Source organism: Pseudomonas sp. B21-054, from assembly GCF_026016345.1.
Taxonomy (GTDB): domain Bacteria; phylum Pseudomonadota; class Gammaproteobacteria; order Pseudomonadales; family Pseudomonadaceae; genus Aquipseudomonas.
On sequence record NZ_CP087204.1, the window covers coordinates 5709130 to 5723711 of the forward strand.

Below are 14582 nucleotides of genomic sequence, written 5' to 3' on the forward strand. Positions count from 1 at the left end.
ATCTTGCTCTTCGGCATATCCGAAACCGCCAAAAGATCAGGCTGCGTCAGCCCGCCGATCGCGTATCCCTGCAATAACCTGGTAAGCGCGAAGCCCTTTACCTGAAAGTTCAGGTGATCACTCCAAGCATCGCCTGACCACAGAAACATAGCTTAGGTGAGAAAGTTAATTCAGAGAGCCCCCTAGGTAATTGTCAGATCAAGTCTGAATTTCTACGTCCAAGGGAAACACTCGGTGACAATCGGGCTAGCGCTCGTCGAAAACCTTCCACTTTGGACATATCTCCCCGGGTTCTGTGGGTAATGACGTCATAGGCGTAAGGGAATAAACCCTCCAGCCAGTCTTGTGGGTGGATCTCGACGCTGTTCTCCAGTGTAGCTACGACCCAGTCGGGGAGCCATGACATATCGCGGTCCGAGAAATTGACTTCGCCTGAGATCAGCAACGCCAGGGTGGTGCGCAGCGACGACTTGTCCTTCAATAGTCGCTCTTGCAGCGCTTGGCAAGCGTCCGGGTCATCCAGTAACACACGAAGATCGTTGGGCTTGCTCAGCTTCAGCGAGGTCGGAAGCAGCGCAGACAAGGCCGGTAACGAGTCCATCCAGCGTTTTTGCGCCTCCAGATCAATCCCGACGAAGTCCAGCGCAGGGGGCACAATCGGAGCGTGACGGGTAACCGTGGGTGTCAGGTAGCGCAGGCGAAGGCTCATGATGTCCATAAAGAGCCGGTCACTGGCGTATAAAAACTCCACGCTAGGCGCGGTGCCCTTTATGGCTGATGGCGGTGGGCCGATAATGAACGTCGCATTGCGTCGATGGGGCAGGTGGTGAATGTCGCCCCAGCTGTCGTTCAGGCAGTGGGCGAGCCAAGCCTGGGGTGTAGGGCCGTTGAACGGGTCCAGGTTCATGGGAACGCCAAAACCGTTGAACACCACGTGACCGAGGGGATTGAGGCGGCTCTTCAATAGTTGGTGGAATCCGTGATCAAACATGATCGGGGCATAAGCGGTCTGGGTGTAGAGGTCGACAATAATCACGTCGTACCGGTCGGGAGTGACGTCCAGGAAATGCGTGGCATCGGCTACCACGGTGTCAAAATCGATATGCGCTGCAAGTCGGTTCCGGTTGTCGAGGCTGCGCACGAGTGAGGTCTCGTCCAGATCAACGGCCAACAAACTGGCCACTCTGGTGCTGGCTGCGATCGGCGCCAGCGCCACACCATCCGAAAGCCCCAGCATCAGAACCGAGATTTGATCCTTGGACGGATGCCCCAGAAAACCGGTACAGCCCATGTCGTCATAATATTGGCCGCAGAAGATCTGTTCATGTCGAGCAGATTCAGGTCGATCCTTGATGTCCGGCATGATGAAAGGCAACTCCGGTTATAAGAGGTGGGTACGGCGTGGCACGTCAATGCGCAAACGCTTTAGGATATTTGTCCAGATAGGCATCAGTGAGCTGCGTATCCTGGGAACGCATGAAAGTTTTGAAGTCGGGTACCAGGAAGACCAGCAGAGACAACAACAGCACCATGACGCCCAGCAGCGTAATTGTCAGTGCGACCCCCAGATAGGCGATCAGGGTGTTCATCGCGAAACTGCCCAAGGGGCTGGCCGCCGCAGACAGAAATGAAACCGTGGCAAAAATCCGGTTGCGATGGAGCTTTGGCGTTGCCAGCAACCTCACAGCGGAGGTGGGGATGTTAATCAACATCAGGCCGACGCCGCCGCAGAAAAAGGCCGCGGGCACGATGAGCGACGATGAAACGATCCCGACCACCACTAGGTTGCCCCCCAGTAGTGCAAAACCTGCGGACACACATATGTCACGGGGAACCCGGTCGGATAGCCAGCCGATGATCTTGTAACTGCCCGCCAGAATGCCCAGCCCGAAGCACGAATCCAGAAGACCTATGTAGGTGACCGGATACTGGATGACGTCCTTTACGTACAGTGGGATCAGGATGGTGAAGAACGGAAACAAGGCAAAGTTGATCAGCATTGAAATGATGGCTAGGTAAAACTCGACTTTCACTCCGTAAACCACTTTGAAGCCGGAATAGATCATGCTGACGCCGCTGGCACACTGGGTTTTTTCGCCTTGGCCAGTGGCGCCGATTTGGCACGGGATGGTGGCGATCAACGCCCCAGCGATGAGAATCGCAAAAAAATCGGCGGCAAAGGCGAACGTGATACCGAACCCGTAAATCAACCCGCTGGCCAGTACCGGCCCTAGCAGAATGGAGAAGGACGACATCACGCTTTTGGTCCGAAAGGCCAAGGAGACTTTATCGTCGTCTGCAAACAAAGGAATGATCGAGGCCTGGAGAGGATCGCGTACGCCGACGATCGCACTGCTGATCATCATCAGCGCGCCCACCGTCCAGGGGTTGAACGCCCCCGTGGCAGACAGCACCACCATTAACAGCGCTGTCAGCAGGCTGATCCATGACGCCAGCTTGATGATCAGAATTTTGTTGTACTTGTCCCCCAGCCATCCCAGCAGAGGTTTGGCTAACACTTCCGCCGCGATGGAACAGGCAATCATGTTGGCGAAATAGAACGCAGAGCCTGTTTCTTGCAAGGCCCACCAAGCCACCGCTAGTTGATTGCACCGTCCACCCAGAACCATCAGTAAAAAGCTGAATTGCACTTTCAGCAGACGCCGGTCGATGCCGGGAAAGCCCCACGTTATGCCTGAAGAACTTGCACTCATTGACTTACCTTTGATCCGAATAGGGTGACCGTGCAATCAGGGGCGTTCAAGAAACTACGGGGCGGCGCTCATCAGGATAAATCGCCAGATATCGCTCGATTCCACCCTCAAGGCTATAGAGTTCCGCTTCCTGGCTGAAGCTGCGAACTGCCAGCAGGGCCGCCTTGCTCCTGAGGCCGGATTTGCAATAGAAAACGATACGGCGGGTGGTATCGAGTTCTTCCTGGCGCTTGATGATGTCTTTGAGCGGAATCAGACTGCCGCCCAGCGAACCTTGCTGATGCTCGTCGACGTCGCGCACATCGACCAATTGAAATGCGAAGAGCAACACACCGAGCCGGCCCCTGAGCACCAGCAAGGTTTCAGCCTTGTCAGCACTCAGATGGCGATGAGGCGGGATGTAGGTCGAAGGTTGCAAGCCCACCGCCATGCGGTGGCAAGGTTCGTCCATCTGATGAAAATTGTGGTGCTGCCGCCCGCGAGGGTTGGCCGCGGCTTTGTCGGCCAACTCATCGAACAGCGCTTGATCCAGAAAGCCCGGCCGCGTCATCCATTACATTCCCTTGACGGCGAAAATCCCATTGGCGTTGCGCCAGTAACCTTTGTAGTCCATGCCGTAGCCAAAGATGTAGCGGTCGATGCACGGCAGGCCAACGAAGTCGGCCTTGAGGTCAGGACGAGCCTTGCGGTCGTGGTCCTTGTCGATCAGCACGGCGGTGTGCACGGCGCGGGCACCGGCGTGTTTGCAGAAATCGATGATGGCGCCCAGGGTGTGCCCTTCGTCAAGGATGTCGTCGATGATCAGCACGTCGCGGTCGATGAACGAGACTTCCGGCTTGGCTTTCCAGAACAGGTCACCGCCGCTGGTTTCGTTGCGATAACGGGTGGCGTGCAGGTAGGACGCCTCCAGTGGGAAGTCCAGATAGGTCAGCAGCTTGCCAGAGAAGATCAGCCCGCCGTTCATGACGCAGAACACCACCGGGTTGGAATCGGCCAGTTGCTCGTTGATTTGGGCACCGACACGGGCGATCGCCGCTTCGACTTCGGCTTCGGTGTACAGGCAGTCAGCCTCTCGCATGATTTGACGGATATGCTCGAGATCAGCGGACATGGCGCTCTCCAGGGGAGGTTGAGGGGAGGGACGGGTTCGGAAAAACGGGCAAAGGTACGCATCCCGCCCGGCCAGATCAAGCGTTTGTGGACTAACGTTCTGTATTGTCTATAGGACAACACCCTCGGATAGATTAATCTAGGCCGGTTTTTTTGCCCGCCGCCGGAGCCTTTCCCATGCCCATCCTCGAGATCCGCCATCCGCTGATCAGACACAAACTCGGCCTGATGCGCCGCGCCGACATTAGCACGAAGAACTTCCGCGAACTCGCCCAGGAAGTCGGTGCACTGCTCACCTACGAAGCCACCAAGGACCTGCCGCTGGAGTCCTACGAGATCGACGGTTGGGCCGGTACGGTCCAGGTGGAAAAAATCGCCGGCAAGAAGATCACCGTGGTGCCGATCCTGCGCGCCGGCATCGGCATGCTCGAAGGCGTGCTGAGCCTGATCCCGGGCGCCAAGGTCAGCGCCGTGGGCGTGGCCCGCAACGAGCAGACCCTGCAGGCTCACACTTACCTGGAAAAACTGGTGCCGGAAATCGACGAGCGCCTGGCCATGATCATCGACCCGATGCTCGCCACCGGCGGCTCCATGGTCGCGACCATCGACCTGTTGAAAAAGGCCGGCTGCCGGGACATCCGCGCCATGGTGCTGGTCGCCGCTCCCGAAGGCATCAAGGCGGTGCACGACGCTCACCCTGATGTGACCATCTATACCGCGTCCATCGACCAGAAACTCAACGAGCACGGCTACATCATCCCGGGCCTGGGCGACGCCGGCGACAAGATCTTCGGCACCAAGCAGAAGGACGCGTGAGCATGCCGGACGAGTTCAACGATCCGCTCTGGCGCCAGGTGCTGTCCGGCGCACAGATGTTGTTCGTCGCCTTCGGCGCATTGGTATTGATGCCGCTGATCACTGGGTTGGACCCGAACGTAGCGCTATTCACCGCCGGCCTGGGAACGATCCTGTTCCAGATCGTCACCGGGCGCCAGGTGCCGGTATTCCTGGCCTCGAGCTTTGCCTTCATCACCCCGATCATCCTCGCCAAGGGCCAGTTCGGCCTGGCGGCGACCATGGGCGGCGTGATGGCGGCCGGTTTCGTCTACACCTTCCTGGGCCTGGCGGTGAAGATCAAGGGCACCGGGTTTATTGATCGGTTGCTGCCGCCGGTGGTCATCGGCCCGGTGATCATTTCCATCGGCCTGGCGATGGCGCCGATTGCCGCGAACATGGCCATGGGCAAGGCTGGCGACGGTACCGAGCTGATCCCTTATCAAACCGCGATGCTGATTTCGATGCCGGCGTTGCTCACCACCTTGATCGTCGCGGTGTTCGGCAAAGGCATCTTCCGCCTGGTGCCGATCATTTCCGGCGTGCTGGTGGGCTTTGCCATGGCGTTTTTCTTCGGGGTCGTGGACACCGCGAAAATCGCCGCCGCACCGTGGTTCGCCCTGCCTAACTTCACCGCACCGGAATTCAACTGGCAGGCGATCCTGTTCATCGTGCCGGTGGCGTTGGCGCCGGCCATCGAGCACATCGGCGGCGTGATTGCCGTGGGCAGCGTGACCGGTCGCGATTACCTGAAGAAACCCGGCCTGCACCGCACCCTGTTCGGTGACGGCATCGCCACCACCGCCGCCGGCCTGTTTGGCGGCCCGCCCAACACCACCTACGCCGAGGTGACTGGCGCGGTGATGCTGACCAAGAACTACAACCCGAAAATCATGACCTGGGCGGCGATCTTCGCCATCAGCCTGGCGTTCATCGGCAAGTTCGGTGCGCTGTTGCAAAGCATCCCGGTACCGGTGATGGGCGGCATTCTGTGCCTGTTGTTCGGTTCGATTGCCGCGGTGGGCATGAACACCCTGATCCGCCACAAGATCGACCTGGGCGAAGCACGCAACCTGGTGATCGTCTCGGTGACGCTGGTGTTCGGCATCGGCGGCGTGCTGGTGGGTACCGGCACGGGCCCGGACGACTTCGGCCTCAAGGGCATCGCGCTGTGCGCGGTGGTGGCGATCGCGCTGAATCTGCTGCTGCCGGGTAATGACAGTTGGAAGCACAAGAAGGCGGATGAGCCGCTGATTTGATTGGAACTTGATCGTTCCCACGCGGAGCGTGGGAACGATCAGCTACAACGCGATCGGCGCCCGCCCACACAGCGTGCTCAACGCCTTGGCCCACTGCGGCTGGTCATTGAGACACGGCACCAGCACCAACTCCTCCCCACCTGCCTCGCGGAACTGTTCGCGCCCGCGATCACCGATTTCCTCCAGGGTTTCGATGCAGTCGGCGACGAAGGCCGGGCACATCACCAGCACTTTCTTCACACCACTTTTGGCCAATTCATCCAGGCGCGCCTCGGTGTAGGGTTCGATCCACTTGGCCCGACCCAGTCGCGATTGGAACGACACCGACCACTGGCCATCCTTGAGGCCCATGCGCTGGGCGAACAGTTCAGCGGTGCGAATGCATTGCGCGCGGTAACACGTGGCCATGACTTCTGGCGGCGCGTTCTTGCAGCAATCGGCATCCTTGAAGCAATGAAAACCGGTCGGGTCGAGCTTGGTCAGGTGCCGTTCCGGCAAGCCGTGGAAACTCAGCAGCAGATGATCGTAATCCTGCATCAGATAAGGCTTGGCGCTGGCGACCAGGGCGTCGAGGTATTCCGGCTGATCGTAGAACGGCTGGAGAATCGAGAGCTGCACATTGAGTTTCCTGGCACGCACCACCCGCCTGGCTTCCTCGATCACGGTGGTCACGGTGCTGTCGGCAAACTGCGGATACAGCGGCGCCAGCGTGATGTTCTTGTGACCCTGGCTCGCCAGGCGCACCAATGTCGATTCAATGGACGGCTCGCCATAACGCATGGCCAGCTCCACCGGGCCCTGGGTCCATTGCGCGGTCATGGCCTGTTGCAGCCGACGGCTGAGCACCACCAGCGGCGAGCCCTCGTCCCACCAGATCGAGGCATAGGCATGGGCCGATTGCGCAGGCCGCTTGATCAGGATCAGCGACACCAGCAGGCGCCGCACCGGCCATGGCAAGTCGATGACGTACGGATCCATCAGAAATTGATTCAAGTAGCGGCGCACATCGGCCACCGAGGTGGAAGCAGGCGAACCCAGATTCACCAGAAGCAACGCGTGATCGGTCATGCAACATCCTATTTCAAAGGCGGCCCGACAAGTCGTCCAGGGCCGCGGGCAATTCAGTGAAGCGGAAAGTAAAACCCGCGGCCTGCAATCGGGCTGGCGTAGCCCGCTGGCCGCCCAGCAACAGTAATGACAGCTCCCCCAGGGCAACCTTCAGCGCCAGCTCCGGCATCGGCACCACCGCCGGCCGATGCAAAACGCTCCCCAGCGCCTTGGCAAAATCGCGGTTACGCACAGGGTTCGGCGCGCAGGCATTATAAGGACCGCTGGCATCAAAGCGGTGCAGAAGAAAATCAATCAAGGCGATTTGATCGTCAATGTGAATCCACGGCATCCATTGCCGACCATTGCCGATACGCCCGCCCAGCGCCAGTTTGAACGGCAGCAACAGGCGCGACAAAAAGCCGCCCTCGGCGGACAGGACCAGGCCGGTGCGCACCAACACCACGCGGATGCCCATGGCCTCGGCCCGTTGCGCGGTTTCTTCCCAGGCAATGCACAACTGGCTGGCGAAATCCTCACTGACCGGCCCCGACTCCTCAGTCAACTCACGCTCGCCACCATCGCCGTACCAACCCACTGCGGAACCTGAAATCAGCACCTGCGGTTTCGGCTCACAACGCTCCATCCACGCCAGCAAGACCTCAGTCAGGGTGATGCGGCTGCTCCACAGCAACAATTTGCGCTTGTGGGTCCAGGGCCGGTCGCCAATCGGCGCGCCAGCGAGGTTGACCACCGCGTCCACCGGCTCGCTAATCTCGTCGAGCTTGGCAACGCCGCGTACCTGCGCGCCGCAGATTCTCATCACCTCTTCAGGCCGACGACTCCATACCGTCAAGCGATGCCCCTGCTCCAACCAGAGGCGGCAAAGCTGACGTCCGATCAAACCAGTACCGCCGGTCAGCAATATGTGCATGAGATGTTCCTCGCATCGCGTTTTAATCGGCCCACTAGTCTATTTTTATAAGCAGGGATTTTTCGTATCGGACAGGGTCTGTGTTTAACAATAGGACAACCTGTCCAAACGCGAACGGTAAAACTTATACCAAAAACCAGAATTGTACAGGTTTAAACGACGGCGTAGCCTGTACAGAAAGGTAAACGAGGCCCTCATGACTGTACCTATCGCAATCATCGGCACCGGCATCGCCGGACTCTCAGCCGCCCAGGCCCTGACGGAGGCCGGGCATGTCGTTCAACTCTTCGATAAAAGCCATGGCAGCGGCGGACGCATGTCAAGCAAACGCAGCGATGCCGGCGCGCTGGACATGGGCGCGCAATACTTCACCGCCCGGGATCGTCGTTTTGTCATGGAGGTCCAGCGTTGGCAAGCCAACGGCTGGGCGGCGGAATGGAACCCACAACTTTATAATTTCCAGGGTGGGCAACTGAGCCCTTCACCGGATGAGCAGACCCGCTGGGTCGGTACTCCGCGCATGAGCGCCATCACTCGCGCCCTGCTCGGCAAGTTGCAGGTGCAGTTCTCTTGCCGGATCACCGAGGTGTACCGTGGCCAGGAACACTGGCATCTGCAAGACGCAGAAGGTTTCACCCATGGCCCCTTTGGCCAGGTGGTGATCGCCACGCCCGCACCCCAGGCCACCGCCTTGCTGGCCGCCGTACCGAAGCTGGCCGGCGTGGCAGCCGGGGTGAAAATGGACCCGACCTGGGCGGTGGCGCTGGCCTTCGAAACAGCGCTGGATACGCCCATGGAAGGCTGCTTCGTCCAGGACAGCCCGCTCGACTGGCTGGCCCGCAACCGCAGCAAACCGGGGCGCGACAGTCAGCTCGACACCTGGGTGCTGCACGCCACGAGCGAATGGAGTCGGCAACACATCGACCTGTCCAAGGAAGCGGTGATCGAACAACTTCACGGCGCCTTTGCCGAACTGCTGCATAGCGCGATGCCCGCCCCGAGCTTCAGCGTGGCCCATCGCTGGCTCTACGCCCGCCCTGCCGGCAGCCATGAATGGGGTGCCCTGGCCGATGCCGACCTGGGTCTGTATGTCTGCGGCGACTGGTGCCTGTCCGGACGGGTCGAAGGGGCATGGCTCAGCGGCCAGGAGGCCGCGCGTCGTTTGCACGCCAGCCTGCAGTAAATCGCATCACCCTGCGCCATCCGCTGCTGTCGAAAGAGACAGCAGCCCATCTGCGAAAAGACTCATAGCGCTTTCCCTGCACAAAACCGATTGACTTAGGCAGGTTCGGATCTATGATGAAAATATTGTACAAGAATAGTTTTATGTACAATATTGAACAATCAGAGGTCCCCATGCCCAGCGAAACCGCCACCAAACCGAAAATCGCCATCAGCGCCTGCCTGATGGGGGCTGAAGTTCGCTTTAACGGCGGGCACAAGCAATCGCAGCTGTGCAGCCGTACCCTGATCGATTATTTCGATTTTGTGCCGGTGTGCCCTGAAGTCGCGATTGGACTGGGCATCCCTCGGGAGCCGATCCGGCTGGTGGGCGACCCCGCACATCCCCAGGCGCTCGGCACGGTGGACCGTGACCTCGACGTGACCCGGCCACTGACCGATTACGGGCAGCAGATGGCGCAGGAACTGGATGACCTCTGCGGCTACATCTTCATGCAAAAATCGCCATCCTGCGGATTGGAGCGGGTGAAAGTCTACGACCACAACGGCATGCCCCAGGACGGCGGTGGACGCGGCATTTATGCCCAGGCGTTTTGCGAGCGCCATCCCGATCTGCCGGTGGAGGAAGATGGCCGCCTCAATGATCCGGTGTTGCGGGAGAACTTCCTGACCCGGGTGTTCGCCTATGCCGCCTGGCAGTCTTTGCGCCGCCAGGGCCTGACCCGACGCGGCCTGATCGAATTCCACTCGCGCTACAAATATCTGCTGATGGCCCATAACCCGGTGCAATACAAGACACTGGGACACTTGCTGGGCAGCATGGGCAAGGTCGATGCCGGTGAACTGGGCTCGCGTTATTTCAGCGCGCTGATGGCGGCCCTGAAAAAATGCGCCACCCGCCGCACGCACACCAACGTGCTGCAGCACCTGAGCGGTTACCTCAAGCGCGCCATCAACGCTGAAGACAAAATGGAAGTGCAGCACCTCATCGGGCAATACCGCCTCGGCATCGTGCCATTGGTGGTGCCGCTGACCTTGCTCAAGCATCACTTGCGCCAGCACCCCGATCCTTATCTGACGCAGCAGGTCTACCTGCAACCGCACCCGGAAAACCTCAGCTTGCGCAACGCCATCTGATGAACCGCGATCCCGATTCCAGTGCCAGCGAAGACCTGGGGGCCGACTTCGCCAAAGCCGTGGCAGAGGGCTGGCTCCCCATACGCGAAGTCGCCCGGCAAACCGGCGTCAACGCCGTCACCCTGCGGGCCTGGGAGCGCCGTTACGGATTGATCGTGCCGCACCGCACGCCCAAGGGCCACCGGCTGTTCAATGCCGAGCATGTGCAACGAATCCAGAGCATCCTCACCTGGATCAATCGCGGAATGGCGGTGAGCAAGATCAAGCCCTTGCTCGACACCCCACAGCCATTGGCCGAACCGCTGGAAGACGACTGGCAGCGTCAGCGTCACGCCCTTGTGCTGGCAGTGAGGGAACTGGCCGAGCGCCAGGTCGATGAGCGGATCAACCAGGCGATAGCGCTGTACCCGCCCCGGACCGTGTGCGAGCAATTGCTGCTGCCGTTACTGGCCGAGCTGCAATTGCGTTGGCAGGGCCAGTTCGGTGCGCAGTTGGAACGGGTGTTCCTGTACTCCTGGCTGCGCAGCAAATTCGGTAGCCGGATCTACCACAATAACCGTCAGCTGCGCGGCGCACCGTTGCTATTGGTCAACCATTCGGACCTTCCCATGGAACCGCACCTGTGGCTCACCGCCTGGCTGAGCAGCAGCGCCGATTGCCCGGTCGAAGTGTTCGACGCCCCCCTACCCGCGGGTGAACTGGCCCTGGCGGTCGAGCGCCTCAAGGCGCGCGGCGTGCTGCTGTATTCCAGCAACGCCCTGAACCTGTCCCAACTGCCCAAACTGCTGGGTGGAATCGATTGCCCGATCATCATTGCCGGCCCGGCCGCGTCCATTCATCAGGCCAAGTTATCCACAAGTGTCTCGATGAAGAACCTCACCTGGGCTGAAGATCCGTTATCGGCTCACCGCGAACTGAGTCGCAGAAAACTCCTTTAAATGGAAAACACCATGCAACTGATCTGGCTGCGCAGCGACTTGCGCCTGCACGACAACACCGCCCTCGCGGCCGCCGCAGCCCGGGGGCCATGTGTGGCGGTGTACCTGCCCAGCCCGGAGCAATGGCGTGCCCATGACGATGCGCCGTGCAAGATCGATTTCTGGCTGCGCAACCTCGCATCCCTGGGCGCAGCCCTGGACGAACTGAACATCCCGCTGCTGATCCGCCATGCGTCGCGCTGGGATCAGGCCCCACAGGTACTCCTCACGGTGTGCCACGAACTGAAGATCAGCGCCGTTCACGTCAACGAAGAATACGGCCTGAACGAAACCCGCCGCGACGCCGAAGTCGCCCAGGTCTTGGGAGGCCAGGGCATCGAGTTTCACAGTCACCTCGACCAGTTGCTGTTCAAGCCCGGCAGCGTGCTGACCAAGACCGGCACCTACTTCCAGGTGTTCAGCCAGTTCCGCAAGGTTTGCTACAACCGCCTGCATGTCTCGCTGCCAAGCCTGGTCGCCACACCCATCCGCCAAGCGCCCACGGGGATCGTCAGTGATCCGCTACCGACGCAAGTCGAAGGGTTCGCGCTTCCCGGCGAAGCGTTAAGGGCGCTCTGGCCTGCCGGTGAAAACGAAGCCCGACGGCGCCTGGACACCTTTGTCGATCAACACCTCGGCGATTACCAGAGCGAACGGGATTTTCCGGCCAAACCGGGCACCAGCCAGCTTTCGGCTTATCTGGTGGCCGGCGTGGTCTCGCCGCGCCAGTGCCTGCACGCTGCGCTGCACGCCAACCAGGGTGAATTCGAAAGCGGAAGTGTCGGTACCGTGACCTGGATCAATGAATTGCTATGGCGTGAGTTTTATAAACATATTCTGGTGGGCTATCCACGCGTGTCGCGCCATCGCGCGTTCCGCCCGGAAACCGAGGCATTGGCCTGGCGCCAGGCCCCAGAAGAACTGGAGGCCTGGAAGCAAGCCCGCACTGGCCTGCCTATTATCGATGCGGCCATGCGTCAATTGCTGGAGACCGGCTGGATGCACAACCGTTTGCGGATGGTGGTGGCGATGTTTCTCACCAAGAACCTGCTGATCGACTGGCGCGAGGGCGAGCGTTTTTTCATGCGGCACCTGATCGACGGCGATCTGGCCGCCAACAACGGCGGTTGGCAGTGGAGTGCCTCCACCGGCACGGACGCGGCGCCCTGGTTCCGGATATTCAACCCGTTGAGCCAGTCGGAGAAATTTGATCGCGAGGGTTTGTTCATCAAACGCTGGTTACCCGAGCTGAACGATCTCGACAAACAACAGGTCCATAACCCAAATACCCAGGGCGGATTGTTTGACGCAGTGGATTACCCGCCTGCAATCGTCAATTTGAGCGAATCCCGGGTACGTGCGTTGGAGGCATTCCGAAACCTGCCAGCGCGACAGGACGTTGCCGTTGAAAAGATGGGCGGTGAGCGAACATGAAATTGTTAACCCAGGGGATGCATTACCCCTTCCCTGGCATATAGTCTTACTAATCAAAGGGTCTTCCTCAAAGCCACTGACCAAACACTGCATCGAAAGGAGTATGGAATGGGTCTAAAGCCTCCACGGCGATATTGGCTGACCGGTGCGGGTCACGGCGTTGGTGCGGCGTTGGCCCAAGCGATACTTAACACCGGTGCGCACCTGGCCGTGAGTTCACGCTCGGCTCAATCCTGTGAGGCCCTTTCGGCACGTTATCCAGGACAAGTACTGACGCTGCCCGGCGATTTGACTGACAGCCAGAGCGTGCGTGAGATCGGCGAGCAGATCGCCCAACAGTGGGGCTACCTGGATACTGTGATTCTCAATGCCGGAACCGCTGAATACACCAGCGGCCAGCCCGACGACCACACGATCATCGAACACATCGTACGCAGCAATCTACTGGCCGCCAGTCTCTGCATCGAAACAGCCTTGCCGCTATTACGCGCGGGGACCGAGCCTCATCTGGTGGGTATCGCCAGCCCGGCGACTTACCTGCCGCCCTCGCAAACGAAAGACGGTGGCAGAGGGATGCGTTATCTGTTTGAGTCGGCCCGGCTTGACTCCGCCTGCGACAACATCGACGTGACACTGGTCCACCCTGGCTTCGACAGCCCGTCGCTGAGCCACGACGACTGTTTTCCAAACCCGGTCCAGTGGTCGGCTGAAACGGCGGCGAATCACATATTGTCGCAATTGATCGAGCGCCCCCAGGAAATGGCTCTCCCTGCCGCATCCATGACGGTGCTCTGGCCATTGCCGTCATCGGCCGAGACAGAGCAAACAGACGTGCCCCCCTGTCAGGCGAGTGTCTGGTCACCGATCAAGGGTCGACCCTGAGCGGCCCGGTTGCCTTACACTGCGCGCCATGAAAATCATCCCCCTCCATGAAATCGCTGCACCGGCCGTCACTTGCTCGACGTGCGCGGCATGCTGCTGCCAGTTGGAAGTGATGCTGATCACCGACACTGGCGTCCCGGAACGTTTTATCGACACAGATGATTGGGGTGGGGAAGTGATGCTGCGGCTCGACGACGGCTGGTGCGCGGCCCTGGATCGCGACAGCATGATGTGCACGATCTACGAGAAACGCCCGCTGATCTGCCGCGAATTCGAAATGGGCGCGCCGGAATGCATTGAAGAACGCCTGGGGATTGCGACGGCGTATCGGTAGGCATGGATTCGATGGGGAATCTGAATTTCTGTGGGAGCGAGCTTGCTCGCGATAGCGATAGACCTTTCAACATGAAGTTGTCTGACCCACCGCTATCGCGAGCAAGCTCGCTCCCACAGTGTCTGAACGTTACAGCGGCATCGTGTAATGCAGCGCGTAGCTTTCTACACCGTCGTTGGTCGACTTGATGCCGGCATTGGAATAGTGAGTGGCGCGAATGCCCACTTCATGTCCGCCGTTGAAGCGCAGGCCGAAACCGATGCGATCTTCGAACTGGAACGCCGTACCCAACTTGTTGCTTTCCACTTCGGTATTGGCAAACAGCGCAACACCTACACCCGCCTCGATGTAAGGCTTCACGTTCTGGCCGGAAAACTCATACACAAAGACCGGCGAGAACGACAGGCTGTGGTTGCTGGAGGTCTCATCCCCTTCCCAGTAGGTATAGGCACCGCTCCAGTAGCCGGTCAGGCGACCGACATCGCTCTGCCACCAACTCTTGTCCCAGTCGAACTGCATGCCTAGGCGATAGGTCATGGTCGAATCGCTAGTCTGGCCAACCCCAAACTCCACACCTGCCGCCTGAGCGGTGTAAGTGTGCCCCAGCAATGCAGCCGCAAACGCGGCAAAGCAGAATAAGCGCTTCATTAAAAACATCCTTTGCGAACAGACTTAGTTAGTTTAGTTACAAACAGACAAAGCTATAGAAATCCGCGGTAAAACAGAAGTTCAGCCCGT

15 protein-coding genes are annotated in these 14582 nt (G+C 59.6%); 8 read left to right on the forward strand and 7 right to left on the reverse strand.

Annotated features, from left to right (window positions below; all coding sequences use genetic code 11):
* Positions 1-193 precede the first annotated feature (193 nt).
* The 4 genes from LOY70_RS24740 to LOY70_RS24755 are packed head-to-tail and all read right to left on the reverse strand — an operon-like array spanning position 194 to position 3825.
* Positions 194-1363, reverse strand: a complete 1170-nt coding sequence (locus tag LOY70_RS24740; RefSeq protein WP_265029796.1) for a spermidine synthase — start codon at positions 1361-1363, stop codon at positions 194-196.
* A gap of 46 nt (positions 1364-1409) precedes the next feature.
* Positions 1410-2714, reverse strand: a complete 1305-nt coding sequence (locus LOY70_RS24745; RefSeq protein ID WP_265029797.1) for an MFS transporter — start codon at positions 2712-2714, stop codon at positions 1410-1412.
* A 46-nt stretch (positions 2715-2760) separates the two neighbouring features.
* Positions 2761-3264 (reverse strand): WbuC family cupin fold metalloprotein, encoded by a 504-nt coding sequence (locus LOY70_RS24750; protein ID WP_265029798.1) that lies wholly within the window; start codon positions 3262-3264, stop codon positions 2761-2763.
* A gap of 3 nt (positions 3265-3267) precedes the next feature.
* A complete protein-coding gene (locus LOY70_RS24755) occupies positions 3268-3825 on the reverse strand; it encodes a hypoxanthine-guanine phosphoribosyltransferase (protein WP_265029800.1) in 558 nt (185 codons plus the stop codon).
* 176 nt (positions 3826-4001) lie between these two features.
* Between LOY70_RS24755 and upp the strand changes: the two genes are divergently transcribed.
* Positions 4002-4640, forward strand: a complete 639-nt coding sequence (upp, locus tag LOY70_RS24760; protein ID WP_265029801.1) for a uracil phosphoribosyltransferase — start codon at positions 4002-4004, stop codon at positions 4638-4640.
* A 2-nt stretch (positions 4641-4642) separates the two neighbouring features.
* Positions 4643-5917, forward strand: a complete 1275-nt coding sequence (locus LOY70_RS24765; protein ID WP_265029802.1) for a uracil-xanthine permease family protein — start codon at positions 4643-4645, stop codon at positions 5915-5917.
* A gap of 42 nt (positions 5918-5959) precedes the next feature.
* On the opposite strand, the gene hemH is transcribed toward LOY70_RS24765, so the two are convergent.
* Complete coding sequence (gene hemH / locus LOY70_RS24770; RefSeq protein WP_265029804.1) at positions 5960-6985, reverse strand: ferrochelatase; 1026 nt, start codon at positions 6983-6985, stop codon at positions 5960-5962.
* Between the two features lie 13 nt (positions 6986-6998).
* Complete coding sequence (locus LOY70_RS24775) at positions 6999-7898, reverse strand: TIGR01777 family oxidoreductase (protein ID WP_265029805.1); 900 nt, start codon at positions 7896-7898, stop codon at positions 6999-7001.
* A 196-nt stretch (positions 7899-8094) separates the two neighbouring features.
* Here LOY70_RS24775 and LOY70_RS24780 point away from each other — a divergent pair, with 196 nt between their 5' ends.
* The 6 genes from LOY70_RS24780 to LOY70_RS24805 all read left to right on the forward strand — a co-directional run bounded on the left by LOY70_RS24780 (position 8095) and on the right by LOY70_RS24805 (position 13844).
* On the forward strand, positions 8095-9081 hold the full coding sequence (locus tag LOY70_RS24780) for an NAD(P)/FAD-dependent oxidoreductase (RefSeq protein ID WP_265029807.1): 987 nt from the start codon (positions 8095-8097) through the stop codon (positions 9079-9081).
* Positions 9082-9254: 173 nt separating this feature from the next.
* Positions 9255-10217, forward strand: a complete 963-nt coding sequence (locus LOY70_RS24785; RefSeq protein ID WP_265029808.1) for a YbgA family protein — start codon at positions 9255-9257, stop codon at positions 10215-10217.
* A complete protein-coding gene (locus LOY70_RS24790; protein WP_265029809.1) occupies positions 10217-11155 on the forward strand; it encodes a MerR family transcriptional regulator in 939 nt (312 codons plus the stop codon). Before LOY70_RS24785 ends, LOY70_RS24790 begins: the two co-directional genes overlap by 1 nt.
* A 12-nt stretch (positions 11156-11167) precedes the next feature.
* A complete protein-coding gene (gene phrB, locus LOY70_RS24795) occupies positions 11168-12628 on the forward strand; it encodes a deoxyribodipyrimidine photo-lyase (RefSeq protein ID WP_265029811.1) in 1461 nt (486 codons plus the stop codon).
* A 108-nt stretch (positions 12629-12736) separates the two neighbouring features.
* Positions 12737-13510, forward strand: a complete 774-nt coding sequence (locus tag LOY70_RS24800) for an SDR family NAD(P)-dependent oxidoreductase (protein WP_265029813.1) — start codon at positions 12737-12739, stop codon at positions 13508-13510.
* A gap of 28 nt (positions 13511-13538) precedes the next feature.
* Positions 13539-13844, forward strand: coding sequence for a YkgJ family cysteine cluster protein (locus LOY70_RS24805; protein WP_123344789.1), 306 nt, complete (start codon positions 13539-13541; stop codon positions 13842-13844).
* 129 nt (positions 13845-13973) lie between these two features.
* On the opposite strand, the gene LOY70_RS24810 is transcribed toward LOY70_RS24805, so the two are convergent.
* Positions 13974-14492 (reverse strand): acyloxyacyl hydrolase, encoded by a 519-nt coding sequence (locus LOY70_RS24810; protein WP_265029815.1) that lies wholly within the window; start codon positions 14490-14492, stop codon positions 13974-13976.
* Between the last annotated feature and the right edge of the window lie 90 nt (positions 14493-14582).

Bases quoted from the DNA above. Each gene is read 5' to 3' on its own strand.
- LOY70_RS24740 (WP_265029796.1), bottom strand. From the start codon at position 1,363: ATGCCGGACATCAAGGATCGACCTGAATCTGCTCGACATGAACAGATC.
- LOY70_RS24745 (WP_265029797.1), bottom strand. From the start codon at position 2,714: ATGAGTGCAAGTTCTTCAGGCATAACGTGGGGCTTTCCCGGCATCGAC.
- LOY70_RS24750 (WP_265029798.1), bottom strand. From the start codon at position 3,264: ATGACGCGGCCGGGCTTTCTGGATCAAGCGCTGTTCGATGAGTTGGCC.
- LOY70_RS24755 (WP_265029800.1), bottom strand. From the start codon at position 3,825: ATGTCCGCTGATCTCGAGCATATCCGTCAAATCATGCGAGAGGCTGAC.
- upp (WP_265029801.1), top strand. From the start codon at position 4,002: ATGCCCATCCTCGAGATCCGCCATCCGCTGATCAGACACAAACTCGGC.
- LOY70_RS24765 (WP_265029802.1), top strand. From the start codon at position 4,643: ATGCCGGACGAGTTCAACGATCCGCTCTGGCGCCAGGTGCTGTCCGGC.
- hemH (WP_265029804.1), bottom strand. From the start codon at position 6,985: ATGACCGATCACGCGTTGCTTCTGGTGAATCTGGGTTCGCCTGCTTCC.
- LOY70_RS24775 (WP_265029805.1), bottom strand. From the start codon at position 7,898: ATGCACATATTGCTGACCGGCGGTACTGGTTTGATCGGACGTCAGCTT.
- LOY70_RS24780 (WP_265029807.1), top strand. From the start codon at position 8,095: ATGACTGTACCTATCGCAATCATCGGCACCGGCATCGCCGGACTCTCA.
- LOY70_RS24785 (WP_265029808.1), top strand. From the start codon at position 9,255: ATGCCCAGCGAAACCGCCACCAAACCGAAAATCGCCATCAGCGCCTGC.
- LOY70_RS24790 (WP_265029809.1), top strand. From the start codon at position 10,217: ATGAACCGCGATCCCGATTCCAGTGCCAGCGAAGACCTGGGGGCCGAC.
- phrB (WP_265029811.1), top strand. From the start codon at position 11,168: ATGCAACTGATCTGGCTGCGCAGCGACTTGCGCCTGCACGACAACACC.
- LOY70_RS24800 (WP_265029813.1), top strand. From the start codon at position 12,737: ATGGGTCTAAAGCCTCCACGGCGATATTGGCTGACCGGTGCGGGTCAC.
- LOY70_RS24805 (WP_123344789.1), top strand. From the start codon at position 13,539: ATGAAAATCATCCCCCTCCATGAAATCGCTGCACCGGCCGTCACTTGC.
- LOY70_RS24810 (WP_265029815.1), bottom strand. From the start codon at position 14,492: ATGAAGCGCTTATTCTGCTTTGCCGCGTTTGCGGCTGCATTGCTGGGG.